This window comes from Sulfurivermis fontis (assembly GCF_004001245.1).
Lineage (GTDB): Bacteria > Pseudomonadota > Gammaproteobacteria > Thiohalomonadales > Thiohalomonadaceae > Sulfurivermis > Sulfurivermis fontis.
Window position 1 is genome coordinate 2826319 of record NZ_AP018724.1, and the last position, 25226, is coordinate 2851544.

Genomic DNA, 25226 nt, shown 5'->3' on the forward strand with positions numbered 1-25226 from the left:
CGTAGCTCGTTGACTCCGCCCCCGCAAGGACGGCGGCGACACTATCCACAGGAGAGACCTGGCCATGAGTGAACGCCCGCAAATCATCGTGGTCGGCGGCGGCGCCGGCGGCCTGGAGCTGGTGACGGCGCTGGGCGACAAGCTGGGCCGGCGCAAGAAGGCCGACATCACCCTCATCGACACCAGCCGCACCCATGTGTGGAAGCCGCTGCTGCACGAGGTGGCCGCCGGCACGCTGGACTCCCACGAGGACGAGCTGGAGTACCTGGCGCAGGCGCGCTGGCACCACTTCCGTTTCCGCCTCGGCCGCATGGTGGGGCTGGATCGGGAAAAGCAGGAGGTGCTGCTCGCCGCCACGCACAACGAAGACGGCAATGTCATCGTCCCCGAGCGGCGCTTCCGTTACGACATGCTGGTCATCGCCGTCGGCTCGCTGTCCAACGACTTCGGCATCCCCGGCGTGAAGGAACACTGCCTGTTCCTCGACACCACCGCCCAGGCCGAGCGCTTCCAGCGCCGCCTGCTCGACTGCATGCTGCGCGCCCACACCCAGGGCGAACCGGTACGCCCCGGCCAGCTCGACGTGGCCATCGTCGGCGCCGGCGCCACCGGGGTGGAGCTGGCGGCCCAGCTGCACCACGTCACGCGCCAGCTCTCCGCCTTCGGCCTCGACACCATCGACCCGGAACGTCACATCAAGCTGCACGTCATCGAGGCCTCGCCGCGCATCCTGCCGGCCCTGCCGCCGCGCCTGTCCGCCGCCGCCACCGCCGACCTGGCACGCCTCGGCGTGGTGGTGCACACCAACGAGCGGGTGGTGGAAGTGACCGACGACGGCATCCGCACCGCCACCGGCCACTTCATCCCGGCGGCGTTCCGCGTCTGGGCCGCCGGCATCAAGGCGCCGGACTTTCTGCGGGACCTCGCCGGCCTGGAAACCAACCGCATCAACCAGCTGGTGGTGCGCCCCACCCTGCAGACCACGCGCGACGACAACATCTACGCCATCGGCGACTGCGCCGCCTGTGCCATCGACGAGGCCGGCAACACCGTGCCGCCGCGCGCCCAGGCCGCCCACCAGATGGCCTCCCTGGTGGCCAAGTCCATCCTGCGCCGCCTCCGGGGCAAGGCCCTGCCGACCTACCGCTACACCGACTACGGCTCGCTGGTGACCCTGGGCAAGTACAGCACCGTGGGCAGCCTGATGGGCGGCCTCACCGGCAGCCTGATGGTCACCGGCTTCATTGCCCGCGTGGTGTACCTTTCGCTGTACAAGATGCACCAGGTGGCCCTGCACGGCTGGACCCGCACCGCCCTGCTCACCCTGGCCCACTTCCTGCGCCGGGCGGTGAATCCCGAGATCAAACTGCACTGAGCGGCGCCCCGGATAGGCGCTGTATCACAGATGCGCCCCGCTCCTGCGGACAATGGAAAGCGTGCCTGTTCCCACCCCGTGACCCTGGTTCCGGTTTGCCACACCACCCTGCCCTAACATCACGCCCTTCATCGGCAAGGATGCGGCGGACCCAGGGATGAAAAATATTGTGTTGCCACCCCATCGACAGCCGGCGGCGGCAGGCCTAGAATCCCGCGCCGATCCCGGAGCATTTTCTTCGGTGAGGCCCTCCCCCTTCCTGTTGCCGGCCGTCGCCGGTTGATGCAGGTCGTGCCGCAATGAAGTTCCCCCGTGCCGTCGCCGCCATCGCGCTGACCGTGATCAGCGTGAATCTGGCCCTATGGTCCGCCCTCAACCGGCCCGACACACCGCAGGACTGGAGCGGCCCCATCAACGGTGTTTCATTCAACCCCTACCGCGCCGGCGATGATCCGCGGCGCGGACGTCATCCCGACGTTTACGCCATCGACGCCGATCTGAAACAGGTGGCCGGCCACGTCAAGCGCGTACGCACCTATTCCTCCCTCGACGGCATGGAGCGCATCCCGGCGCTGGCGGACAAGCACGGCCTCACCGTCACCGCCGGTGCCTGGCTCGACACCCGGCGCGAACGCAATGCCGAGGAACTGCTCAACCTGATCCGCAACGCGCGCAACCACCGCAACATCGACCGTCTCATCGTCGGCAACGAAAGCCTGTTGCGCGGCGACCTGGAGGTGGTGGAGCTGGTGGCCTACCTGCGCGAGGTACGCCATCAGGTGCGCCTGCCGGTGAGCACCGCCGAACCGTGGCATGTCTGGCTGGCCCATCCGGAACTGGCCGACGAGGTGGATTTCATCGCCGCCCACATCCTGCCCTACTGGGAAGGGGTGGCGGCGGACGAGGCGGTCAATTACGTGCTGCACCGCTACCAGCAGCTGACCCGTGCCTTCCCCGGCAAACCGGTGCTCATCGCCGAGGTGGGCTGGCCCAGTGCCGGCCATGCGCTCAAGGCGGCAGAGCCATCCAAGGCCAACGAGGCGCAATTCCTGCGCCGCTTCTTCAATGCGGCGCACGAACACCATATCGACTACTTCGTGATGGAGGCCTTCGACCAGCCCTGGAAGCGCGCCGAAGAAGGCAGCGTGGGACCGTACTGGGGACTGTGGGATGTGGAGCGCGAGCTGAAGCTGCCGCTCACCGGCGCAGTGTGGCAGAACCCGGGCTGGCCCTGGCAGGCGGCCCTGTCCGTGCTGCTGGCGCTGGCGCCGATGCTGTGGTTCCTGCAGCGCTGGCAGGCGCTGCGCCGCCGCGGCCGCCTGTTCTTCGCCTTCGTGCTGCAGTTCTGCGCCACCCTGCTGGTATGGACCCTGGCGCTGCCCTATACACTGCGCCTGGACTGGAACGAGACCCTGCTGTGGGCCCTGCTGATCCCCGCCCAGCTCGCCCTGCTCGCCGTAGTACTGATCAACAGCCTGGAGCTGGTGGAGCTGCTGTGGCAGCGCGGCCTGCGCCGCGGCTTCCACCCGCAGGAGCCCGCGCCAGGGCAACCGTTGCCCATGGTGTCGTTGCACCTCGCCATCTGCAACGAGCCACCCGCACTGGTGATCGAAACCCTCGATTCGCTGGCACAGCTCGACTATCCGGAGTTCGAGGTCATCGTGGTGGACAACAACACCACCGACCCGACGCTGTGGCAGCCGGTGCAGGCGCATTGCGCGAAACTCGGCGCGCGCTTCCGCTTCTACACGCTGGGCAAGTGGCCGGGCTTCAAGGCCGGCGCCCTCAACTTCGCCCTGCGCGAAACCGATCCGCGCGCGGAGGTGGTGGGCGTCATCGACGCCGACTACGTGGTGCAACCCTACTGGCTCAAGACCATGGTGCCCTACTTCGCCGACGGCAAGGTGGCCGTCGTGCAGGCACCGCAGGATCACCGCGACTGGGACGACAAGCCCTTCGAAGAAATCATCAACTGGGAGTACGCCGGCTTCTTCCACATCGGCATGGTGCACCGCAACGAGCGCAACGCCATCATCCAGCACGGCACCATGACCCTGGTGCGCAAGAGCGCGCTCATCGAACAACAGGGCTGGCCGGAGTGGTGTATCTGCGAGGATGCCGAACTCGGCCTGCGCCTGTTCAAGGCCGGCTTTGATGCGGTGTACGTCAATCACCCCTTCGGCCGTGGCCTCACCCCGCACACCTTCGCCGGCTACAAGGGCCAGCGTTTCCGCTGGGCCTACGGCGCGGTGCAGATATTGAAAATGCACTGGCGCTCCCTGCTGCCCTGGGACGACAACCCGCTCACCCCGGCACAGCGCTACCACTTCGCCATGGGCTGGCTGCCCTGGTTCGCCGACGCACTGCACCTGATCTTCACCGGTGCGGCGCTGCTGTGGAGTCTGGGCCTGGTGCTGCTGCCGCAATACTTCGCCTTTCCGCTGGCCGAGTTCCTGCTGCCGGTGCTGACGCTGTTCGGCTTCAAGCTGCTGCACTCGCTCACCCTGTACCGCGCCCGCGTACCCTGCACCTGGCGCCAGACCCTAGGCGCGGCGCTGGCCGGCATGAGCCTGACCCATACCGTGGCGCGTGCCATCATCCAGGGCCTGTTCACCTCCAGCCAACCCTTCCTGCGCACACCCAAGGCCGCGGAGAAGACCGCCTGGGTGCGCGCCCTGCTGCAAGCGCGCGAGGAACTGCTGGTGTTCACGGCCCTGCTGCTACTCGGCGGCGGCGTAATCGCCCGCTACGGCCTGGATAACACCGAGGCGGCACTATGGCTAGCCATACTCGCGGTACAGTCGCTGCCCTATCTCGCCGCCGCACTGGTATCGCTTGCCACTGTCCTGCCCGTGCCACTGCCGGCCTGGCTGCGGCGGCTACGCCGCCGCTTACCCACAGGTACTAGGGACAAGACACGGGATGCGAGCGCGGTGGGCGCTACGCGCACGACCATTTGAATTCATAGACACCACACGCTCATCCACCCTGCAAAAATACAGACTGCGGTTCTGGTAAAGTGCGGCTATGCACCCGCTCGCCATCCTCTACCAGGACGAACACTATGTCGCCATCGACAAGCCCGCCGGCATGCTGGTGCACCGCACCTGGATCGCCGAGGAGGCGGAATACGCCATGCAGCGGCTGCGCGATCAGCTCGGCCGGCATGTGTTCATCATCCATCGTCTCGACCGGCCTACCTCCGGCGTGCTGCTGTTCGCACTGAGTTCTGAAGCTGCACGCGCCATGTGTGCAGTATTCGAATCACGTCAGGTGGAGAAGCGCTATCTCGCCGTAGTGCGCGGCTGGACCGAGGAGGCAGGCGTCATCGACTACCCGCTGCGCGAGGAGAAACACAAGGAGGCACAGCATGCCGTCACCGCCTGGCGCCGCCTCGCCACCGTCGAGCTGGACATCGCCGTCGGCCGCTATCCCAAGGCGCGCTATTCATTGATTGAGGCAATACCGGAAACCGGGCGCATGCACCAAATCCGCAAGCATTTCGCCCACATCTTCCATCCCCTCGTCGGCGACACCACCTACGGCGAAGGCCGTCACAACCGCCTGTTCCGCACTCACTTCGACTGTGAACGCCTGCTGCTGATGGCCACGGAGTTGCGCTTCATCCATCCCTACTGCAATGCGCCCGTCGTCATCCACGCACCGCTGCCGCCGGATGTGACAGAATTGTTTGCGCGACTGGGTTGGAATGCGAGCTACCCGTACGCGGCAGCCTGTTAATGTGACCGGACATAGCGATAGCGGTGTCCGACAAACTGCCTCTGGCGACGGCAACCTGTAACGAGAAAGAGGTATCCTGATGGCAAAGGCCCAGGCCCGCCCCTGGTTCACAACCCGGAATTCAACGCAACACAATGTGGTTCAAACAGGCCATTCTCTATAAAAAAGCGGAACTGACGCGCATGCTGGAGGCCCCGCTGGCGGCGCTGGCGGAACGCTGTGCCACCGTGTGGCCGGAGCCGGCGGCGCTGGACGCGCTGCTGCAAGACGGTATGGCCAGCGTACCCCATGCGCAACGTCTGTACGTGTGCGACGCCGACACGCGGCAGATATCCGCCGGGATCACCGCCGGGCAGGTCGAGGAACACCGCCGCGGCCGCCGTTTCAGCGAACAGCCTTACGATGCCGGCAACCTGCCGTTCCGCGGCATGACGCTCACCTCGGTATTTCTCGACGAGGACACCCTGAAACGCCGCATCGCCGCCATCCAGGCGGTGATCGGCGACGACATGCTGCGCGGCTTTCTGGTGGCGGAGTTCGAGCTGGATACCATACCGCTGCCGCAAAGCGCCTTCACCGGCGCCGGCTGGACGCAGTACAAGGGCGACCCGGCGATCCGCGCCGGGGTGTTCAACCAGTGCCGCAGCCGCAGCCGCCTGGATCAGCACATCGACCAGGTGGTAGACACACTCGATGCCCTGATGCGCAGCCACGGCATCTATCACGTGATCCTGCACTTCTCCAGTTCGCGCGCCATCTTCTGGGTGTTCGACGATCCCTACAGCTACCGCTTTCACGGCGTGGACGAAATCCTCGACCCGGAGATCTGGCTGGCCTATCCCGCCCGCCCCTATCCGCGCAACGCCAAGGTGCCGGCGGCGCAGATCCGTTCCGTGCTGGAACGCTTCCAGGCGCTGCGCGAGTCGGACGAAAACATCTACCTGCGATCCGGTTCGCTCAACGTCATGAACGGCATCGTCGGCCTCACCTTCTCCTGCGACGGCTCGCACTATCTGACGGTGGACGAGTTCCTCAACCAGCAGCATCCGTTCTGGGCCTGACGCTACGGCGGACCCGCAAGGACAGGGCATACAGCAATCCGCTGAGCGCTCCATAAAAGTGGGCGTCGACGATTACACCGCCCCCCACCCACTGGGCTGTCGGCAATTCGCTGCCGCCAAACTGTTCCCAGGCAAGCTTGGCAGCCACAACCACAAGCACCAGCCGTGCCCTGTGTCGCTCCCGCGGCAACATGGCCACGGCCCCCGCCACCAACATGCCGTGCAGCACACCGGAAAGTCCCACGTACCACGCCAGGGCCGTAGCAAACAGATACAGTCCGGCACCAATGGCAAACGCGCACCATACAAAGGCGAACAGCCATGTCGCCGTGCGCATGGCTCTGCCGCACCAGATCCAGATCAGGAACATGCCAACCAGGTTCAAGGCGAGATGCGCCCAACCAAGATGGGCTACATGGGCAGTAAACAGCCGCCAGGGGGCTGCGCTCAGCAACGCGCGCTCATAACGCAGGTACGTACTCCAACCAGCCCACTGCACAAGCACGCAGACAACCCCAAGAGTCAGCGGCAACCGCCACTGCCGCAACATTTGGCACACCGTCCGAAAACTCGCCGACCACGTAATCATCATGCAACCACAACCGACATGTGCAGCAGAGTTGCTGTACGCATGGATCGGCAGTGTAGGGAGGCAGCCTGAGCCGCTTCTGAACGTTCCCGCGGTTGACGCTGAGGCCGAATCATTTTACATCATAGGCTGCAAGCGGCTGCAGCTTCCAGATGTCGGCGGCATACTCACTGATGGTGCGATCGGTAGAGAATTTTCCACTGGTGGCACTATTGATGATGCTCATACGCGTCCAACTATCCTGATCGCGGTAGGCAGCAGCGGCTCGACGCTGGGCATCGACATAGCTACGGAAGTCGGCAGCAACCAGCCAGGGGTCGTGCGGGTTACGGATAGCATGCACGATAGAGTCGAAGATACCTGGCTCAAGCTGGTTGAATTGGCCAGCTTCAATCAGGGCCATCACGCGCATCAGATCGGCATCGGCTGCAATAATGGCATTGGGGTCATAGTTACCGCGCAATGCCTCCACCTCGGCGGCGGTAAGCCCGAACAGGAAGAAATTCTCCTCCCCTGCCTCTTCGCGAATTTCGATATTGGCACCATCGAGTGTGCCGATGGTGATCGCGCCGTTCATCATGAACTTCATGTTGCCGGTACCCGATGCCTCTTTGCCGGCCGTCGAGATCTGTTCCGACAGGTCGGTACCAGGGCAGATGACTTCCATCGCCGAGACACGGTAGTCGGGCAGAAAGGCCAAGCGCAGCAGACCGAAGGTATCCGGGTCGCTATTGATGACATCAGCCACGTTGTTGATCAGCTTGATGATGCGCTTGGCCATGGCATAACCCGGCGCAGCCTTGCCGCCGATGAGCACGGCACGCGGCGTCCAGTCTCCCATGTCACCACGCTTGATACGGTCATACAGATGTATCACATGCAGTACATTCAGCAACTGGCGCTTGTACTCGTGAATGCGCTTGACCTGAACATCGAACATCATTTCGGGATCGAAACTCACACCGCAGTCGTCTTGCACCAACGCGGCCAGGCGCACCTTGTTGTCGAACTTCACCGTGCGCCAGCGCTCCCGGAACAAGGCGTCGTCAGCCAGCGGCAGCAGACGGCGTAGTTGCGCCAGATCGGATACCCAGTCACCCCCAATGGATTCAGTGATCAGGCGACTCAACCCGGGATTGCAGGCTGCCAGCCAGCGACGCTGGGTTACGCCATTGGTTTTGTTGTTGAATTTATCCGGCCATAGTTCGTAAAAATCACGGAACAACCCTTCCGTGAGCAATTGCGAATGTAGCGCAGCCACGCCGTTGACGGAGTAGCTACCGACGATCGCCAGATAGGCCATGCGCACCATCTGCTCGTGGTTTTCCTCGATAATGGACATGCGCGCCAGTCTTTCTGTATCCCCCGGCCAGCGCTGTGCCACCTGTTTGAGGAAGCGGGCATTGATCTCGAAAATTATATCGAGGAGGCGCGGCAACAGGCGTCGGAACAGACGCACCGGCCACTTCTCCAGGGCCTCGGGCAGCAGCGTATGGTTGGTATAGGCCATGGTGCGTGAGGTGATGCCCCAGGCATCTTCCCACTCCATGCCATTCACATCCATCAGCAGACGCATCAATTCAGCGACAGCGATCGTGGGATGAGTATCGTTGAGTTGGAAACAGTTCTTCTCGGCAAACTGGCTGAAATCGCTGCCGTGAAACTTGATCCAGTGACGCAATACATCCTGTAACGAGGCCGAGGCAAGGAAATACTGCTGCTTGAGGCGCAGTTCCTTGCCGCTCTCCGAGGCATCGTTGGGATACAGCACCATGGTGATGTGCTCGGCATCGTTCTTGGCGCGCACCGATTCTGTATAGGAACCGGCATTGAATTCGCCGAGATCGAACTCGTCTGTGGCCGCAGATTTCCACAGCCGCAGCGTGTTCACCGTACCGTTGCGATAACCGGGAATGGGAACGTCATAGGGCACGGCCAGCACATCATGGGTATTGAGCCAGCGCACATGCAGCTTGCCAAACTCATCGGTCCAGCTTTCCGTATGGCCGCCAAACTGTATGCGCTGGGTATATTCCGGCCGCTCCAGTTCCCAGACATGGCCGTTGCGCAACCAGTGATCCGGCTCCTCGACCTGATGGCCATCAGCTATCTCCTGACGGAACATGCCGTACTCATAACGCAGCCCATAGCCGATGACCGGCAATTGCAGCGTGGCGCAGGAATCGAGAAAACAGGCCGCCAGACGACCGAGGCCGCCATTGCCGAGGCCCGCATCGCGCTCACAATCGGCCAGCTCCTCCATCACCAGTCCCAGTTCGCCAAGTGCTTGTGTCGCCGCATCCTGAATGCCGAGATTGAGCATGGCATTGCCCAGCGCACGCCCCATCAGGTATTCGAGCGACAGATAGTAAGCGCGCCGGCTGTCCTGCTCGATATAGGCATAATTGGTATTTTTCCAGCGGTCCATCAGCCGATCACGCACCGTGAGGGCAAGCGCCTGATAGGCATAGTGCGGGGTAGTACAATATTTGTCGCGGCCGAGGGTATGGGAGTAATGGCGCCTCAGATCGGATGCCAGTCCGTCCGCATCGAGGGTACGTGCCGGCAGTTCGGTCATGGCAGTGCTAGGGCGGAATTTATCGCCAGGGCAGGGGGACATTGGTAGCTCCAAACATTCACGAAATTACAATCCGCACACTATAGCCAATCAGGCTGTGGATTAGCAGTCGCTAATCCGCCGGGTCACGCACCAGATTGGTGCATAGCCCGGCAGAAATGTTGTGCTCAGTCGGGAACACTTTGCTGCCTCTGCATGAATCGCAGATTTCCCACCCCTGCTGTGTGTTTTCCCCGCCCAGCAGTGCCACTGCCTCTAGGCCTAACGCTGCCCATTGCCGGCTCCCCGCCAGAACGCCGCCATCAACGGCTCTGTCAAGCACCACAGGTCTTGTTTTCAACAACTTATTGTCATTCAAAATTGGCGGCACATCCCTGTAGCGCGGAAGCTCTGAACTTATTCTGAGCTTACTTACGTATGCGCGAGTTGGTCAGCGAAACACTCATAGACATGCATGTCTATGGTGCCGTGCCGACTATGCCGGCAAGGAACAGAAGAGTTTATGGCAATCGTGGTAAGGCCGCCCACGGAGCGGAGCAAATCAAAGATTACGAGGCCCTGGAAGCTACGTGGCTGAAGCTGTGGCTGGGGACGTGGCAAGAACCCATTAGTTTCTTGTCACGTTAGCTGAGGGATGGTTCATCTCATCCAACCGGATGAGTATTTCCTTGATGACACTGCGTACGGAACGATCATCAGTGTACAGCACCATGTCCGCGACCTCACGATATAGCGGATCACGCACGCTCATCAGTTCTTCCAACTTGGCACGCGGATCCGCTGTCTGCAACAGTGGCCGATTGCGATCACGCGCGGTTCGTTTGAGCAACTGGTCAATGGAAGCAAACAAATAAATGACCACGCCCCGCTCGTGCAAATGCCGGCGATTCTCTTCATACAAAACCGCACCACCACCTGTGGCAAGAACGAGATTGTTTTCCTCGGTCAGGTCGGCTATCACGTCCCGCTCACGCTTGCGGAAGCCATCCTCACCTTCGATGTCGAAGATCAGCGGGATACTGGCACCGGTCCGGCGCACGATCTCATGATCGCTATCCTTGAATTCCCATTGCAAGACATTGGCGAGCTGCCGACCGATGGTTGTCTTGCCGGCCCCCATGGGGCCGACAAGAAATAGATTGTCATGTTTCGCCATCGGTCAAGAATACACCAGCAATCAAATCAGCGGGCAACGGACATGTCCTTCATGATCTTGGGAGTAACAAAGATCAGCAGCTCGGATTTTTCATCCTTGTTATAACTGTTACGGAACAACGCACCAATCAGCGGGAGATCGGCGAAGAACGGAACTCTATTGACCTGATTCTGCTTGGTCTGCTCGTACACACCACCGAGCACAACCGTTTCGCCATTATCAACTAACACCTGTGTTGTTACATTTTGTGTATTGATAGGCGGTTGACCCAAAATCGAGCGCGCATAATCCGGGCTATCCTTGTTGACTTTCAAATCCATAATAATGCGATCATCCGGTGTAATCTGCGGTGTCACTTTCAGGCTGAGTACCGCCTTCTTGAAGGTAATGTTCGTAGCTCCACTTGAAGTAGCTTGCTGGTAGGGTATTTCCACGCCCTGCTCAATTGTTGCTTCCTGCTGATTAGCAGTAATTACACGCGGGCTGGATACCACTTCTGTTTTCCCCTCGGCTTGTGCAGCTGACAGTTCCAACTCCACCAGCGTCCCGAGCGGCAAACGAGCCAGTGCAATGCCAATAGTGCCGGCAGTACTTGCTAGATTAGTAACTGGTAAATTCACATTATACCGATCGGGTGCGGTAATCGTTTCACCATTAATTACCTGTGTTGTTGCATTCAGGCTACCGGAAGTAACAGCAGTATCTCGGGAGGTGGGTGGGAACTCCGGCGTACTAGTAACACCGAAGCGCACACCCAATTCTTTATTGAAGTTATCAGTTGCAAGAACGATGCGCGAATCGATCAATACCTGCCGCACGGGAATATCGAGCTCAGTCACAAGCTTCCTAATAGCTACCAAATTCTCCGCGGTATCTTTTACCAGCAATTTATTGGTGCGCTCGTCGATCGTAATACTCCCCTGCTCAGAAAGAAGAGAGTTATCTTTGGACTTGAGCAAAGCAGCCAAATCACTGGCCTTCGCATAGTTAACTTGAATACTATCGCTGTATAGCGGCGCAAGTTCGCGTAATTGCCTCTGTGCTTCCAGCTCTAACTTTTCACGTGCGGCAAGCTCATCGGTTGGTGCAATCATTACTACATTGCCCATCTGACGCATCCCAAGACCACGCGCCTTAAGGATGATATCCAGCGCCTGATCCCACGGCACGTTCTTCAGACGCAAAGTAATATTTCCACGCACGCTGTCACTGGTAACGAGATTCATCCCAGTGAAATCAGCCAACAACTGCAGCACGGCACGAACTTCGATATTTTGGAAATTGAGCGACAGCTTCTCTCCTGTGTATTGCTCTTTTTCCTTACGCAAGGCATCCTCTTCGGCCTTGGACACCGGCTGGACCTCGATAATCAGCGTTTGCCCCGTCTGATAGGCCAGATGCTGATATTTGCCGCTCGCACCGATCTCCATACGGACATTATTGCCCCGTGTGAATGTATCTACAGTCTCAACCGGTGTCGCAAAGTCGACAACGTTAAGGCGGCGCTCCAGCTCCTCCGGCAGGTTCGTAGCCAAGAACTCCACTACAACCTTGCCGGCCTCCTCGGTAATATCCGCCACAATGCCAGAATTAGACAGGTCGACAACTATGCGGCCTTCACCATTCTCACCACGACGGAAATCAATATTGGTCAATCGATTGCGAGACGACGCTTCCACAGCAGCTTCGGCCGTCTTGGCACTTGCAGAAACGGGGGACACTGCAGTCGCAGCCTGCCCCAAGGTCACAACAATTGCGCGTTCCTCCGTCTGCACCTGGTAAGGCACAAGACGCACCAGATTAATCACAACTCTTGTGCGCCCACCCGCCTCAACAGCCTGAATACCCCGTGCGACACCAATACCAATGGTCTGATTTTTTTGTACTTCACCCAGAGCAATGCCAGGCAGGTCCAGGGCGATGCGCGCCGGATTGTCAATGGTAAACGTGCCGGGCTTTGGCGCCTCACCGGAAAGGTCCAACCTGATTTGAACATTGTCACCCGGCAATGAAGCGTAGGTAATTTCATCAAGTGTCAGGGACGCCGCTCGAGCAGCACCCACTGCCAGCAGAGCCAGTGCAACCAATGCCGTCAGCCTGCGACCTAGATTCATAGCACGTTGCATCTGCGTATCTCCCGACCTATGGGCCATAAATATTTTTCCACCAGCATTCATTCTTGCGCACTCCATGACACTTATTCTGCCAACATCAATGTAGCATCACGCTCTGTCCATCCTCCCAGACCGTTGGGGACAATCTCCCGCACGTCAATCTGGGTTTCACTAATATGAACAATCCGGCCGAAGTTCTGCCCCACGTAATTTCCTTCTTCGACACGGTACACCATGCTGTCCGGCGCGGTAATTACAGCCCAGACACGCCCCTCCTGCTCAAGATGGCCAACGAACTGCAGAGAGTCCAGCGGGAATGCTTCCAACGGCTCCTTGTTTCGTTCAACATCAGGCTGCAGGCCTTGATCAGCGACACTCTCGGCTATTGCTTCTTCTACTGTCGGCTTGAACGGATCACGCAGATTTTCTTTTTTATAAGCATATGACTCGTAGCCTTTGATTTCCGGCAGAGGAGGTATCCGCCCGGCTTTGCGCGCCTTCACTTCTGCTACGTAATTGGCAAGGTCGGTATGGCTATCGCTCGTACATGCCGCCACACCCAGCACAGACAATACGCATATTGCGATGATGCGCGCCACGGAACGAGGTGCAATATGTGGAACCATAACCATTATATTCCCCTCTATCGACATCAGCGCCGCGCCTTCTTCTTCGCTGCGGCCTGACTCTTGCGCGCAGCAGCAATTTCTTCTTCATCCAGATATCGATAAGTTTTGGCATTTGCTTGCATTATCAATTCATCACTCTTGGCACCTTTTTTTGTCGACCTCGATATATTTATATCGTGGAGAGTGACGATACGCGGCAGAGCCGCCACACCACTCACAAACTCGCCAAATGAGTGATATGCACCGTTAACAACGATCTGGATGGGAAGTTCAGCATAGAACTCTTTTGGAGTGTCGCCACCTGGCTTGAATATCTCAAACTCCAAACCACTCGCCAAACCTGTCTGAGTAATATCTACTAGCAAATCTGCCACTTCCGTCTTGCTCGGCAACTGACGCAGCATGGTGCCGAACGATTCCTCCATTTCCACCATCTGTTGTCGATAGGCATCCAAATTGACAGCCTTGGCCTGTTTCGCTTCAAAGTCCTTTTTGAGCTTGATTTCCGATTGGCGCGAACGTTCCAACGCAGCCAACTGCTCCTTGGTATCAAACCAATAACCGAGCCCCAGCACCACAACACAAACCAAGCCAATCAACCCGCCCTTCGCAACTGCTGGCCAACTGCCGATGTTGTTGGGATCTAGATTCCTGAATTGCGACAGATCCAGTGCCATGGTTTATTCCTTTTCAGCGGTCGATGCTTGGCTTACCCGAAGGGTGAACGATCGCATCCCCTTGTCCGCTTTGCTGTCAGTCTGGATTATCTCAAGCACAGGATTTTCGAACCAAGGAGAAGCATCCAGATTACGCATAAAAGTTGAAACACGCGCGTTCGACTGTGCCTGTCCCTGAATCGTCAGATTACGTCCGCTTTGCTTGACATTGGTTAGATACAAACCTTCCGGCACCGCCTTCGCCAACTCCTCGAACAGGTAAACAATTTCGGAGCGATTACCCTGCAACTGCTCGATTACCTTCATGCGCGCAAGCAACTGTTGTCTTTGCCGCTCCAGGTTGTCGATCTCTTTTATTTTGGACTCGACTTCCTTGATTTGCGTCTGCAGATAACTATTACGTGACTCCTGATTCTGAATCATGCCGTTGATGTGCAGATGCACATAGCCCACCACCAGCAACATCAGGAAGGCGGAACCACCCAACATGACGAAAAACTGCCTGCGCTGTTCCTTGCGCAGTTCCTCACGCCAGGGAAGAAGATTTATGCGCGCCATTAGTCGAAGCTCCGCAGGGCCAGGCCACAGGCAATCATCAGGGCCGGAGCGTCATTACTCAGCACCTGAGCCTTGATCCTGGGCGCGATACTCATGTTGGTAAAGGGATTTGCCACCATGGTCGGCACTCCCAGTTTGGCCTCGATCAACTCATCGACGCCGGTTATGGAGGCGGAACCACCGGCCAATACGATTTGATCAACACTGTTGAACTGGCTGGATGAGAAGAAAAACTGGAGTGAGCGGCTGACCTGCTGGGCCATCGCCTCCTTGAACGGGTCCAGCACTTCAGGAACGTAGTTGTCCGGCAAGCCGCCCTGACGCTTGGCCATGCCAGCTTCCTCGTAGGAGAGACCGTAGCGGCGCTGGATTTCCTCGGTCAGTTGCTTGCCGCCGAACACCTGTTCGCGGGTGTAAATCGTCTTGAGGTCGTGCAGGACGTTAAGCGTGGTCATCGTCGCACCGACGTCGACCACGGCAATGGTCTTGTCCACACCCCGTTCCGGCAGTTGCGCCGCAATCAGGGTGAAGGCATTTTCCATGGCGTAGGCCTCGACATCGATGACCTTGGCAGTCAGGCCCGCCAGTTCGATTGCTGCCACGCGCACATCCACGTTTTCGCTGCGTGAGGCTGCCAGCAAGACATCGACGCGGGTCGCGTCACTGTCCGAAGGGCCAAGAACCTGGAAATCCAGGTTTACTTCCTCCAGGGGGTAGGGAATGTACTGATCCGCCTCCAGTTGGATCTGGCTTTCCATCTCGGCATCCGAGAGGTTGGCGGGCATGGAAATGACCTTGGTGATTACCGCCGAGCCGGCTACGGCGGCGGCGGCATGCTTGGCCTTGCTGCCGGAGCGCTTGACCGCCCGCTTGATGGCCTCGCCAACCGCATCAACATCGGAAATATTCTTCTCGATCACGGAGTTAGGTGGCAGCGGTTCGACCGCATAGCTTTCCACCCGGTAACGGTCGCCACTCTTGCTCAGCTCCAGCAGCTTGACCGCAGTCGTGCTGATATCGAGTCCGAGTATCGATGGCTTACTTCCTTGCAAGAGCTGGGCTATCGAGAACATTTTTCCTTTATAAACCCCTATGTTAGGAGATATATATGTTTTACTACATTAAATACCAGTGTCAACTGCGGGTCAACAAATAATTTCGCCAACCTGCGCATAGTTCCGAGACAGCAAAACCTTTATACTCCAAGCCGTTATCCGGATGTGTTGATGCCGTCGCAAAGCCCACCCCTGATGAAAAGCCCTCGGAAACTCCTCCGCCTCCTGCTATGGGGCCTAATTACCCTCTGCCTGCTGGGCGGAGTGGCAGCGGTCATACTCTATGTGCAGATCGCCCCCACGCTCCCTTCCACCGACACCCTGAAAGATGTCCGCATGCAGGTACCGTTGCGAGTGTACGCTCGTGGCGGCGAACTCATCGGTGAATACGGCGAGATGAAACGCACCCCCCTGGCCTATAAGGATATACCCGATCTGATGGTCAAGGCGGTTCTGGCAGCCGAGGATGATCGCTTTTTCGAACACCCCGGCGTCGATTACCAGGGCTTGCTGCGTGCGGCGGCACACCTGCTACGCACCGGTGAAAAAGGCCAGGGCGGCAGCACCATCACCATGCAGGTAGCGCGCAACTTTTTCCTCACCCCGGAAAAGACCTATACCCGCAAGATCACGGAAATACTGTTGGCCCTGAAAATCGATCGTGAGCTGAGCAAGGAGGAAATCCTCGAGCTCTACCTCAACAAGATATTTCTTGGCCAGCGTGCCTATGGCGTTGCCGTTGCCGCACAAACCTATTATGGCAAGGATATTCACGATCTGACCCTGGCTCAGTACGCCATGCTTGCCGGACTGCCCAAGGCACCGTCCACCATGAATCCGGTGAGCAACCCATCCGCCGCACTGAACCGCCGCAACTACGTACTGGGCCGCATGCTATCTCTGGGCTATATATCGCAGGACCAATACGACGCAGCCGTCGCCAGTGGCGTCACTGCCAGCCTGCACGTGATGACACCCGACGCGGAGGCCCCCTATGTCGCCGAAATGGCCCGCGCCTGGATGGTGGATCGCTATAGCAACGATGCCTACACCGCCGGTTACAAGGTCTACACCACCATCGACACCCGTCTGCAAACTGCCGCCAACAAGGCTCTGCGCGATGCCTTGCTCGCCTACGATCAACGCCACGGCTACCGTGGTGCCGAGGCCCATATCGACCTGGCGAAGAATGCGTCGTTCGATGCCTGGGATCAGGCGCTGAGCGGCTACGGCATCATTGGCAACCTGCGTCCCGCCCTGGTTGTCGCCCTTGAGGAACAGTCCGTGATTGCTTATCACCCTGCCGTCGGCATGGTGCTCATCGAGTGGCCGGGACTGGCTTGGGCGCGCCGCCATGTCGACGAAAACACCCTCGGCCCAGACCCGGTGCGTGCGGCTGACATATTGAAGGTAGGCGACATCATCCGTATTCAGCTGCAGGACGACTGCAGCTGGCATCTGTCGCAAGTTCCCGATACCGGCGCCGCCCTGGTAGCGCTGCGCCCGCAGGATGGCGCCCTGCAGGCACTGACCGGTGGCTTCGACTTTTTCCACAGCAAGTTCAACCGCGCCATTCAGGCAGAGCGCCAGCCCGGCTCCAGTTTCAAACCCTTCATCTACGCGGCCGCCCTCGACAAGGGGTTCACCCCGGCCACAGTGGTAAACGATGCACCGGTGGTATTCGAGGATGCAGAGCTGGAAAGCGCATGGCGTCCGGAAAACTACAGTGGCCGCTTTTATGGACCTACGCGTCTACGCGTGGCGCTAACCAATTCACGCAACCTGGTCTCTATCCGGGTACTGCGCTCTATCGGCATCGGCTACACCCTGGAGTATCTGGAGCGCTTCGGCTTCAACCGCAGCAAGCTGCCGCGCGACTTGTCCCTGTCCCTGGGCAGTGGCAGCCTCACCCCCATGGAATTGACGCGCGGTTATACGGTCTTCGCCAACGGCGGCTTCCTTGTCGAACCTTACTTCATCGAGCGGGTGGAAGATGCTGCCGGAAACATCATCTATCAGGCAGCACCCCTACGGGCCTGCAACGAATGTGAAACGACGTCTCCCGACGAGGCTCCGAACCAAACTCTGGAGGAAACGCCGACACAGGAACCACCGCCGCCATCCGCGAACCCGGCCGGCTTGGCGCCGCGGGTTCTGGATGCCCGCACCGCCTATATCAGCACCAGCATGATGCAGGACGTGATTCGCTACGGTACCGGCCGTCAGGCACTGGCACTGGGCCGCAAGGATCTGGCTGGCAAGACGGGGACTACCAACGAACAACGTGACGCCTGGTTCGCCGGTTACAACCAGGCCCTCGCCGTGACCGCCTGGGTTGGTTTCGACACACCCCGCCCGCTCGGCAACCAGGAGACCGGCGCCCGTGCCGCACTGCCGATGTGGATCGACTTCATGGCTGAGGCGCTGCGTGATGTACCACAGTTGCCGCTGCAACAGCCGCCAGGACTGGTCACGGCACGCATCGACGCGGAAACCGGCGAATTCACCAACGGTACCAACCCGAATGCCATCTTCGAAGTGTTCCGCAGCGAGGATGTCGTAACGGAGCCTACGCCTGCGATGGCCAACGGCACACCCGCTGGAGAGGACGCCGGCAACCTGTCGGAACAACTGTTCTAGCCATGAAGCGACGACGCGGCGCGGCCACCCGCTCCGGCAGTGACTCCCGCGCCTACCAGCAGGTGGTGCAGGAGGCAGCTCGTCTGCTGGCGCAGGGTGAAGCCGCGGGTTTCGACGACGCCAGGCGCAAGGCGGTCAGTCGCCTCGGCATCACCCTGCGCCAGACGCCTGACAATGCCGCCATCGAGCAGGCCATGCTGCAGTACCGCACCCTGTTCCAGGCAGACGGCCAAACCAAGCAATTGCGGCATTTGCGTCAGACGGCCCTGCAGGCCATGCGCCTGCTCGCCCCCTTCGAACCCCGTCTGGTCGGTCCGGTGCTGGCCGGGACGGCACCGCCCCACTCACCCGTGCATCTGCACCTGTTTGCCGACACTGCAGAGGCCGTGGCACTGTTTCTGCTGGAACGGAACATCCCCTGCGAGCATGACGAGCGGCGCGTCCGCTATACGCTGGAGACATGGGAGAACCTGCCCCTCTATCGCTTCGTCGCCGGCGATGTCACTGTGGAGTTAACCGTCTTTCCGGCCCAGAGCCTGCGCCGCCGTCCCTTGAGCCCGGTGGACAACCGCCCCATGCAACGCGCCGATGCTGCGGCTGTAGCGCAATTGCTGGGTGGCACCACCTAAGGAAGGTCTGAACAAGTCCATCCGTGGACAAAACCACGCCATCCCTGTGCCGCGGAAGCTCTGAACTTATTCAAAGCGTCCCTAACCTCCCGCGATGCACTTCAGTTACAAATGAACAAGGCCGCCGAATTTCCATCCGGCGGCCTTGTTCATTGTCCAGAAACAAAAATCAGAGCGGAGGATAATGCGCCGGCCACGGTGCCCGTGCCACCCCGGTAACAACGGCGGCACGCGCCACGGCAGGCGGCACATGGGTAATCAGGCGTGGATCGAACGGCTTGGGAATGATGTAGTCGGGGCCGAAGCTCAGGCTCTCCAGGCCATAAGCCTGCAGCACCTCCGCCGGCACCGGCTCATGAGCCAGCTGGCGCAGGGCCTCCACCGCCGCAATCTGCATTTCACGGTTGATGCTCTTCGCCTGCACGTCGAGGGCGCCGCGGAAGATGAAGGGAAAGCCCAGCACGTTGTTGACCTGATTGGGATAGTCGCTGCGGCCGGTGGCCATGATCAGGTCGTCGCGCACCTCGCGTGCCACCTCGGGGCGGATCTCCGGCACCGGATTGGACAGGGCGAACACCACCGGGCGCGGCGCCATTGCCGCCAGCGCCTCACGGCTCACCAGATCGGGGCCGGACACGCCGATGAACACGTCTGCACCGGTCATGGCATCGAGCAGGGTACGGCGCTCGGTGGTGAGGGCGAACTGCTGCTTGTAGACACTGAGATCGTCACGGCCACTGTGAATCACGCCCTTGCGGTCCACCAGCGTGATGTTCTCACGCATGGCGCCGAGGGCCACCAGCAGATTCATCGAGGCGATGCCCGCAGCACCGGCACCGAGACAGACGATGCGCGCCTCGGCCAGACTCTTGCCCTGCAATTCCAGCGCATTGAGCAGGCCGGCGCCGATGATGATGGCAGTGCCATGCTGATCGTCATGGAACACGGGGATATCCAGCCGCGCCTGCAGGGCCGCCTCGATCTCGAAGCAGTGTGGCGCCGCGATGTCCTCCAGGTTGATGCCGCCGAAGGTGGGGGCGATGCGCGCCACGGTGTCGATGAAGGCCTGCGGCGACTCCGCCTGCACCTCGATATCGAACACATCCACGTTGGCAAAGCGCTTGAACAACACGCCCTTGCCTTCCATCACCGGCTTGCCGGCCAGCGGGCCGACGTTGCCGAGTCCCAGCACCGCCGTGCCGTCGCTGATCACCGCCACCAGGTTGCCCTTGCCGGTATAGCGGTAGGCGGCGGCAGGGTCGTCCTTGATGGCCAGCACCGGCACGGCCACACCGGGCGTATAGGCCAGGCTCAGCTCCGCCTGGGTGGCGCAGGGTTTGGTGATGGCCGTGGCGATCTTGCCCGGCATCGGCTGGGAATGGTAATCGAGCGCGGCCTGTTCACGCGCAGTAAGAGTCGGGGTCGTCATGTGGCTTGCGCTCCGCGAGGTCTGGCAGCCAAAAATGCCCGGCGCAAACGACAAGGGGTGCCCACCGGACACCCCTCGTATCAGCGCCGGGACCGGTGCTGTTACTTCTTCATGCCGTACTTCTGGCGGAAGCGATCCACGCGGCCGGCGGTGTCGACAATCTTCTGCTTGCCGGTATAGAACGGGTGGCACATGGCGCACACGTCCAGGCTCAGGTCACGGCCCACGGTGGAGCGGGTCTTGAAGGTATTACCGCAGCTGCAAGTCACGGTAATTTCATTGTATTCGGGGTGGATAGCCTGCTTCATGGTCACAACCTCTGTGTGGGGTTCCATGCGTGCCGCCACCCGTGCCAAGGCCGGGCACCGCACGCGAAAAAGGTGGTGATCATACGTAAAATCCCCGCCGTCAGCAAGCCGCCCGCGCCCCGCTATATCAGGGGCGCCATCCGGGTTATTCTAAGTCCAATCTCTTTCCCGCCCAGGCAATGGACAGATACATGCCCAGCAAGCCATCTTCACAGAGCTTCAAATACGACTACCAGGGACTGGATGCGGCCTCCCTCAAGCACTCCCTGGCCAACCGCATGATCTTTACCGTCGGCAAGGACTCCTACACCGCTACCGACCGCGACTGGTTCCATTCCCTAGCCTATGCCGTACGCGACCGCCTCATCGAGCGGTGGATGGAAACCATGCGCAGCTATTACACCGCCGATGCCAAGCGGATCTACTACCTGTCGATGGAATTTCTCATCGGCCGCACCCTGACCAACAGCCTGCTCAATCTGGGATTCTACGAGGAGTGCGCCCGTGCCCTGCAGGAACTGGGGCTGGATCTGGAAGAGGTGGTGGAACTGGAGTATGACGCCGCCCTGGGCAACGGCGGTCTCGGCCGCCTCGCCGCCTGCTTTCTCGACTCCATGGCCACCCTGCGCCTGCCCGGCTACGGCTACGGCATCCGCTACGAATACGGCATGTTCCGCCAGAGCATCGAAAACGGACGCCAGGTGGAACACCCGGACAACTGGCTGCGCTACGGCAATCCCTGGGAGTTTCCCCGCCCGGAAGTGCTCTACCCCATCAAGTTCGGCGGCCACGTGGTGGAGTATCCCAACGAACGCGGCGAACTGCGCCACCGCTGGATCGACACCGACCAAGTCATGGCCATGGCCTACGACACACCGATCCCCGGCTATGGCGTCGATACCGTCAACAACCTGCGCCTGTGGTCGGCCAAGGCCACCCGTGACTTCGAGCTCAAATACTTCAACGAGGGCAACTACATCAAGGCGGTGGAGGACAAGACGCGCTCGGAGAACCTGTCCAAGGTGCTGTATCCGGCCGACACCACCACCGTTGGCCGCGAACTGCGCCTGATGCAGCAATATTTCTTCGTCAGCGCCTCGCTGCAGGACATCCTCTATCGCTACCGCAAGGTGCACGGCAACTTCGACCTGCTGGCTGACAAGGTGGCGATCCAGCTCAACGACACCCACCCCTCCATCGCCATCCCGGAGCTGATGCGCATTCTGCTCGACGTGCACCACCTCAGCTGGGACAAGGCCTGGGCCCTGACCGTCGACACCTTCGCCTACACCAACCATACCCTGCTGCCCGAGGCGCTGGAAACCTGGCCGGTGGCGATGTTCGAGGAGCTGCTGCCGCGTCATTTGCAGATCATCTACGAAATCAACCACCGCTTCCTGCAGGACGTGATGCACAAAAATCCCGGTGATGTGGACCTACTACGCCGCATGTCGCTCATCGACGAAAGCGGCGAGCGACGCATCCGCATGGCCCACCTGGCCATCGTCGGCAGCCATCGCGTCAATGGCGTCGCGGCAGTGCACTCCCAACTCATGCGCGACACCATCTTCGCCGACTTCCACCGCCACTTCCCCGACAAATTCATCAACATCACCAATGGCATCACGCCGCGACTGTGGCTGAATCAGTCCAATCGCGGCCTGTCGGCGCTGATCAGTAAGCACATCGGCGAAGAATGGAAAACAGATCTCGAGCAGCTGCGGCGGCTGGAGCCCTTGGCCGAGGATGCCGCCTTCCGGGCCGAATTCAGTGCCGTCAAACGCGCCAACAAGGCACGCCTCGCTGCGCGCATCGGTCAGCAAATAGGTGTGGAGGTAAATGTCGACTCGCTGTTTGATGTGCAGATCAAGCGTATTCATGAGTACAAGCGCCAGCTGCTCAATGTGCTGCACGTAATCACGCTGTACAACCGCATCCGCCGCAACCCGGACCTGGATACTGTGCCGCGCACAGTCATCTTCGGCGGCAAGGCGGCACCGGGCTACACCGCCGCCAAGCGCATCATCCACCTGATCAATGCGGTGGCCGACATCGTCAACCACGACCCGCAAGTGCATGGCCTGCTCAAGGTAGTGTTCCTGCCCAACTACGACGTCAGCTCCGCCGGTGCAATCATCCCCGCTGCCGATCTGTCGGAGCAGATATCCACCGCCGGCACCGAGGCTTCCGGCACCGGCAACATGAAGCTGGCGCTGAACGGCGCGCTGACCATCGGTACGCTGGACGGCGCCAATATCGAGATCCGGGAAGCCGTGGGCGAGGACAACATTTTCATCTTCGGCCTGGATGTACCACAAATGAAGGAGATACGGGCACGCGGTCACAATCCGTGGGATTATTACCACGGCAACGACGAGCTGCGCGAGGTACTGGACATGATCGGCAACGGCTATTTCTCGCCCGACGCACCAGACCGCTTCCGGCCCACCGTCGAGGCACTGTTGCAGGGCGGCGATCACTATCTGCTGCTGGCCGACTATGCCTCCTACGTGCAGTGTCAGGAGCGGGTGGCGGAGCTGTACCGCGACAGCGAGGAGTGGACGCGCCGCGCGATTCTCAACGTGGCGCGCATGGGCCGCTTCTCCAGCGACCGTACCATCGGCGAATATGCAAGTCAGGTGTGGGACGTCAAACCCGTGTCCGGCTGACCGCAGGATGCCGCTGCCCCCCTGAAAACGCAGAGGGCGCAGGCAACACCGCATACCATGGTGTTGCCTGCGCCCGCGGTGCTTCCGCAACCGGTTCTGATCAGCGCTTCATGGAGTCGAAGAAATCGCCGTTGGTCTTGGTGGCCTTGAGCTTGTCGAACAGGAATTCCATCGCCGCCAGCTCGTCCATCGGATGCAGCAGCTTGCGCAGGATCCACATCTTCTGCAGCTCATCGGCATCGGTGAGCAGCTCTTCGCGGCGGGTGCCGGAACGATTGATGTTGATGGCCGGGTAGATGCGCTTCTCGGCGATGCGGCGATCGAGGTGGATCTCCATGTTGCCGGTGCCCTTGAACTCTTCATAGATCACGTCATCCATGCGCGAGCCTGTGTCGATCAGGGCGGTGGCGATGATGGTGAGTGAGCCGCCTTCCTCGATATTGCGCGCCGCGCCGAAGAAACGCTTGGGACGGTGCAGGGCATTGGCGTCGACACCGCCGGTGAGCACCTTGCCGGAGGACGGGATGACGGTATTGTAGGCGCGCCCCAGACGCGTGATTGAGTCGAGCAGAATCACCACATCCTTCTTGTGCTCCACCAGGCGCTTGGCCTTTTCGATCACCATCTCGGCCACCTGCACATGGCGGCTGGCCGGCTCGTCGAAGGTGGACGACACCACCTCGCCGCGCACCGAGCGTGCCATTTCCGTCACTTCTTCCGGACGCTCGTCAATGAGTAGAACGATGAGGAAGCATTCGGGGTGGTTGTGGGTGATGGAGTGGGCGATGTTCTGCAGCAGCATGGTCTTACCGGCCTTGGGCGGCGAGACGATGAGGCCGCGCTGCCCCTTGCCGATGGGCGCCACCAGATCGATGACGCGGGCGGTGATGTCCTCGGTACTACCGTTGCCCAGTTCGAGGTTGAGACGCTCATTGGGATGCAGCGGCGTCAGATTCTCGAACAGCACCTTGTTCTTGGCGTTCTCCGGCGGCTCATAGTTGATGGTATCGACCTTGAGCAACGCGAAATAGCGCTCGCCTTCCTTCGGCGGCCGAATCTTGCCGGTAACCGTGTCGCCGGTGCGCAGGTTGAAGCGGCGGATCTGACTGGGTGATACATAGATGTCGTCAGGACCGGCCAGGTAGGAACTGTCGGCGGAACGCAGGAAACCGAATCCGTCCTGCAGAATTTCCAGTACACCGTCACCGCAGATATCCTCACCGCCCTTGGCCGTGGCCTTGAGCAGGGAAAAGATGACGTTTTCCTTGCGTGAGCGTGAGGCGCCCTCGATGCCGAGGGACTCGGCCAATTCAATCAGTTCGGCGGCGGGTTTTCTCTTGAGTTCGGTCAGATTCATGGTCAAGCCGTTGGATGGAGCGTGGATTGCAACGTGATATGGGGGTGTTCAGGATCGACAGTAGGGCCACTCTGGGGGCCTGCATGCTGTCTTGGGGAATGGCCGGGGGCCGGTGCTAGTTCTTGTATCTTAGGGGAACTGCGGGAAAATCTACCACCAACTGCTCACGGCGTCCAGCCCTGGCCGGACGCCGTGCCGTGGATTACAGGTTGCTGTCGATAAACGCGGTCAGTTGCGACTTGGAAACGGCACCGACCTTGGTCGCCTCGACATTGCCGTTCTTGAACAGCATCAGGGTGGGAATGCCACGGATGCCGAACTTTGGCGGGGTGTTGGGGTTCTCATCGATATTCAGCTTGGCCACCTTGAGGCGGCCGCTGTATTCCTCGGCGATCTCGTCGAGGATCGGGGCGATCATCTTGCAGGGACCGCACCAATCGGCCCAGTAGTCGACCAGCACAGGGCCTTCGGCCTTGATGATTTCCCGCTCGAAGGTGTCGTCGGTTACGTAAACGATTTTGTCGCTCAAGGGAATTGCCTCCATCGTGCCCGTGACCGCAGACCGCACGGCCAGGCTTGTTCGTTGTTGAGCCTTGGACCCACATTTGAGCCGAATCCGCCCGCCAATGCAAGCCCATAACCGATGCGTTTTTGGTATGCT

19 protein-coding genes are annotated in these 25226 nt (G+C 60.0%); 7 read left to right on the plus strand and 12 right to left on the minus strand.

Annotated elements, in window-relative coordinates; genetic code table 11:
* Window positions 1-64 precede the first annotated feature (64 nt).
* The 4 genes from EP379_RS14165 to EP379_RS14180 all read left to right on the plus strand — a co-directional run bounded on the left by EP379_RS14165 (window position 65) and on the right by EP379_RS14180 (window position 6177).
* The gene (locus tag EP379_RS14165) at window positions 65-1375 is read left to right on the plus strand and encodes an NAD(P)/FAD-dependent oxidoreductase (protein ID WP_127478425.1); all 1311 of its coding nucleotides are present in this window, start codon (window positions 65-67) and stop codon (window positions 1373-1375) included.
* A 299-nt stretch (window positions 1376-1674) separates the two neighbouring features.
* Window positions 1675-4335 (plus strand): glycosyltransferase, encoded by a 2661-nt coding sequence (locus EP379_RS14170; protein WP_127478426.1) that lies wholly within the window; start codon window positions 1675-1677, stop codon window positions 4333-4335.
* Window positions 4336-4402: 67 nt separating this feature from the next.
* Window positions 4403-5116, plus strand: coding sequence for a pseudouridine synthase (locus EP379_RS14175; protein WP_127478427.1), 714 nt, complete (start codon window positions 4403-4405; stop codon window positions 5114-5116).
* Between the two features lie 134 nt (window positions 5117-5250).
* Window positions 5251-6177: a hypothetical protein gene (locus tag EP379_RS14180; protein ID WP_127478428.1), complete on the plus strand. Its 927-nt coding sequence runs from the start codon at window positions 5251-5253 to the stop codon at window positions 6175-6177.
* Here EP379_RS14180 and rrtA read toward each other — a convergent pair.
* The 8 genes from rrtA to EP379_RS14220 form a co-directional block, all read right to left on the minus strand.
* A complete protein-coding gene (rrtA, locus tag EP379_RS14185) occupies window positions 6149-6727 on the minus strand; it encodes a rhombosortase (protein WP_172600500.1) in 579 nt (192 codons plus the stop codon). The two genes, EP379_RS14180 and rrtA, sit on opposite strands and share 29 nt — an antisense overlap.
* Before the next feature lie 151 nt (window positions 6728-6878).
* On the minus strand, window positions 6879-9344 hold the full coding sequence (locus tag EP379_RS14190) for a glycogen/starch/alpha-glucan phosphorylase (protein ID WP_232023918.1): 2466 nt from the start codon (window positions 9342-9344) through the stop codon (window positions 6879-6881).
* Window positions 9345-9951: 607 nt separating this feature from the next.
* On the minus strand, window positions 9952-10500 hold the full coding sequence (gene aroK, locus EP379_RS14195; RefSeq protein WP_127478431.1) for a shikimate kinase AroK: 549 nt from the start codon (window positions 10498-10500) through the stop codon (window positions 9952-9954).
* 26 nt (window positions 10501-10526) lie between these two features.
* Window positions 10527-12677 carry a type IV pilus secretin PilQ gene (locus EP379_RS14200; RefSeq protein WP_232023919.1) on the minus strand — a complete coding sequence of 717 codons (2151 nt, stop codon included), beginning with the start codon at window positions 12675-12677 and terminating at the stop codon, window positions 10527-10529.
* Between the two features lie 20 nt (window positions 12678-12697).
* Complete coding sequence (locus EP379_RS14205; protein WP_172600501.1) at window positions 12698-13246, minus strand: pilus assembly protein PilP; 549 nt, start codon at window positions 13244-13246, stop codon at window positions 12698-12700.
* A 20-nt stretch (window positions 13247-13266) separates the two neighbouring features.
* Window positions 13267-13914 carry a type IV pilus inner membrane component PilO gene (locus EP379_RS14210; RefSeq protein ID WP_127478939.1) on the minus strand — a complete coding sequence of 216 codons (648 nt, stop codon included), beginning with the start codon at window positions 13912-13914 and terminating at the stop codon, window positions 13267-13269.
* A 9-nt stretch (window positions 13915-13923) separates the two neighbouring features.
* Complete coding sequence (locus EP379_RS14215; RefSeq protein ID WP_127478433.1) at window positions 13924-14478, minus strand: PilN domain-containing protein; 555 nt, start codon at window positions 14476-14478, stop codon at window positions 13924-13926.
* Window positions 14478-15551 carry a pilus assembly protein PilM gene (locus tag EP379_RS14220; RefSeq protein ID WP_127478434.1) on the minus strand — a complete coding sequence of 358 codons (1074 nt, stop codon included), beginning with the start codon at window positions 15549-15551 and terminating at the stop codon, window positions 14478-14480. Before EP379_RS14220 ends, EP379_RS14215 begins: the two co-directional genes overlap by 1 nt.
* A gap of 246 nt (window positions 15552-15797) precedes the next feature.
* On the opposite strand from EP379_RS14220, the gene EP379_RS14225 reads away from it, so the two are divergent.
* Together EP379_RS14225 and EP379_RS14230 are read left to right on the plus strand one after the other, a co-directional pair.
* Window positions 15798-18173: a penicillin-binding protein 1A gene (locus tag EP379_RS14225; RefSeq protein ID WP_232023920.1), complete on the plus strand. Its 2376-nt coding sequence runs from the start codon at window positions 15798-15800 to the stop codon at window positions 18171-18173.
* Between the two features lie 2 nt (window positions 18174-18175).
* Window positions 18176-18802, plus strand: a complete 627-nt coding sequence (locus tag EP379_RS14230) for a hypothetical protein (protein WP_127478436.1) — start codon at window positions 18176-18178, stop codon at window positions 18800-18802.
* A gap of 169 nt (window positions 18803-18971) precedes the next feature.
* On the opposite strand, the gene EP379_RS14235 is transcribed toward EP379_RS14230, so the two are convergent.
* On the minus strand, window positions 18972-20231 hold the full coding sequence (locus tag EP379_RS14235) for a malic enzyme-like NAD(P)-binding protein (RefSeq protein ID WP_127478437.1): 1260 nt from the start codon (window positions 20229-20231) through the stop codon (window positions 18972-18974).
* A gap of 101 nt (window positions 20232-20332) precedes the next feature.
* Window positions 20333-20539 (minus strand): 50S ribosomal protein L31, encoded by a 207-nt coding sequence (rpmE, locus tag EP379_RS14240; protein ID WP_127478438.1) that lies wholly within the window; start codon window positions 20537-20539, stop codon window positions 20333-20335.
* A gap of 191 nt (window positions 20540-20730) precedes the next feature.
* Between rpmE and EP379_RS14245 the strand changes: the two genes are divergently transcribed.
* Entirely contained in the window at window positions 20731-23208 is a 2478-nt protein-coding gene (locus EP379_RS14245) for a glycogen/starch/alpha-glucan phosphorylase (RefSeq protein ID WP_127478439.1), read from the plus strand.
* A gap of 100 nt (window positions 23209-23308) precedes the next feature.
* Here EP379_RS14245 and rho read toward each other — a convergent pair whose 3' ends face one another.
* A complete protein-coding gene (rho, locus tag EP379_RS14250) occupies window positions 23309-24565 on the minus strand; it encodes a transcription termination factor Rho (protein WP_127478440.1) in 1257 nt (418 codons plus the stop codon).
* A 202-nt stretch (window positions 24566-24767) separates the two neighbouring features.
* Window positions 24768-25094 (minus strand): thioredoxin TrxA, encoded by a 327-nt coding sequence (gene trxA, locus EP379_RS14255; RefSeq protein ID WP_127478441.1) that lies wholly within the window; start codon window positions 25092-25094, stop codon window positions 24768-24770.
* Window positions 25095-25226 lie beyond the last annotated feature (132 nt).

Excerpts from the sequence above, each read along its gene's own strand:
- EP379_RS14175 (WP_127478427.1), top strand. The coding sequence starts at position 4,403 with ATGCACCCGCTCGCCATCCTCTACCAGGACGAACACTATGTCGCCATC.
- EP379_RS14180 (WP_127478428.1), top strand. The coding sequence starts at position 5,251 with ATGTGGTTCAAACAGGCCATTCTCTATAAAAAAGCGGAACTGACGCGC.
- EP379_RS14230 (WP_127478436.1), top strand. The coding sequence starts at position 18,176 with ATGAAGCGACGACGCGGCGCGGCCACCCGCTCCGGCAGTGACTCCCGC.
- EP379_RS14220 (WP_127478434.1), bottom strand. The coding sequence starts at position 15,551 with ATGTTCTCGATAGCCCAGCTCTTGCAAGGAAGTAAGCCATCGATACTC.
- rpmE (WP_127478438.1), bottom strand. The coding sequence starts at position 20,539 with ATGAAGCAGGCTATCCACCCCGAATACAATGAAATTACCGTGACTTGC.
- EP379_RS14200 (WP_232023919.1), bottom strand. The coding sequence starts at position 12,677 with ATGAATGCTGGTGGAAAAATATTTATGGCCCATAGGTCGGGAGATACG.
- aroK (WP_127478431.1), bottom strand. The coding sequence starts at position 10,500 with ATGGCGAAACATGACAATCTATTTCTTGTCGGCCCCATGGGGGCCGGC.
- EP379_RS14215 (WP_127478433.1), bottom strand. The coding sequence starts at position 14,478 with ATGGCGCGCATAAATCTTCTTCCCTGGCGTGAGGAACTGCGCAAGGAA.
- EP379_RS14170 (WP_127478426.1), top strand. The coding sequence starts at position 1,675 with ATGAAGTTCCCCCGTGCCGTCGCCGCCATCGCGCTGACCGTGATCAGC.
- EP379_RS14235 (WP_127478437.1), bottom strand. The coding sequence starts at position 20,231 with ATGACGACCCCGACTCTTACTGCGCGTGAACAGGCCGCGCTCGATTAC.
- EP379_RS14190 (WP_232023918.1), bottom strand. The coding sequence starts at position 9,344 with ATGACCGAACTGCCGGCACGTACCCTCGATGCGGACGGACTGGCATCC.
- EP379_RS14165 (WP_127478425.1), top strand. The coding sequence starts at position 65 with ATGAGTGAACGCCCGCAAATCATCGTGGTCGGCGGCGGCGCCGGCGGC.
- rrtA (WP_172600500.1), bottom strand. The coding sequence starts at position 6,727 with ATGTTGCGGCAGTGGCGGTTGCCGCTGACTCTTGGGGTTGTCTGCGTG.
- EP379_RS14205 (WP_172600501.1), bottom strand. The coding sequence starts at position 13,246 with ATGGTTATGGTTCCACATATTGCACCTCGTTCCGTGGCGCGCATCATC.
- rho (WP_127478440.1), bottom strand. The coding sequence starts at position 24,565 with ATGAATCTGACCGAACTCAAGAGAAAACCCGCCGCCGAACTGATTGAA.
- EP379_RS14245 (WP_127478439.1), top strand. The coding sequence starts at position 20,731 with ATGCCCAGCAAGCCATCTTCACAGAGCTTCAAATACGACTACCAGGGA.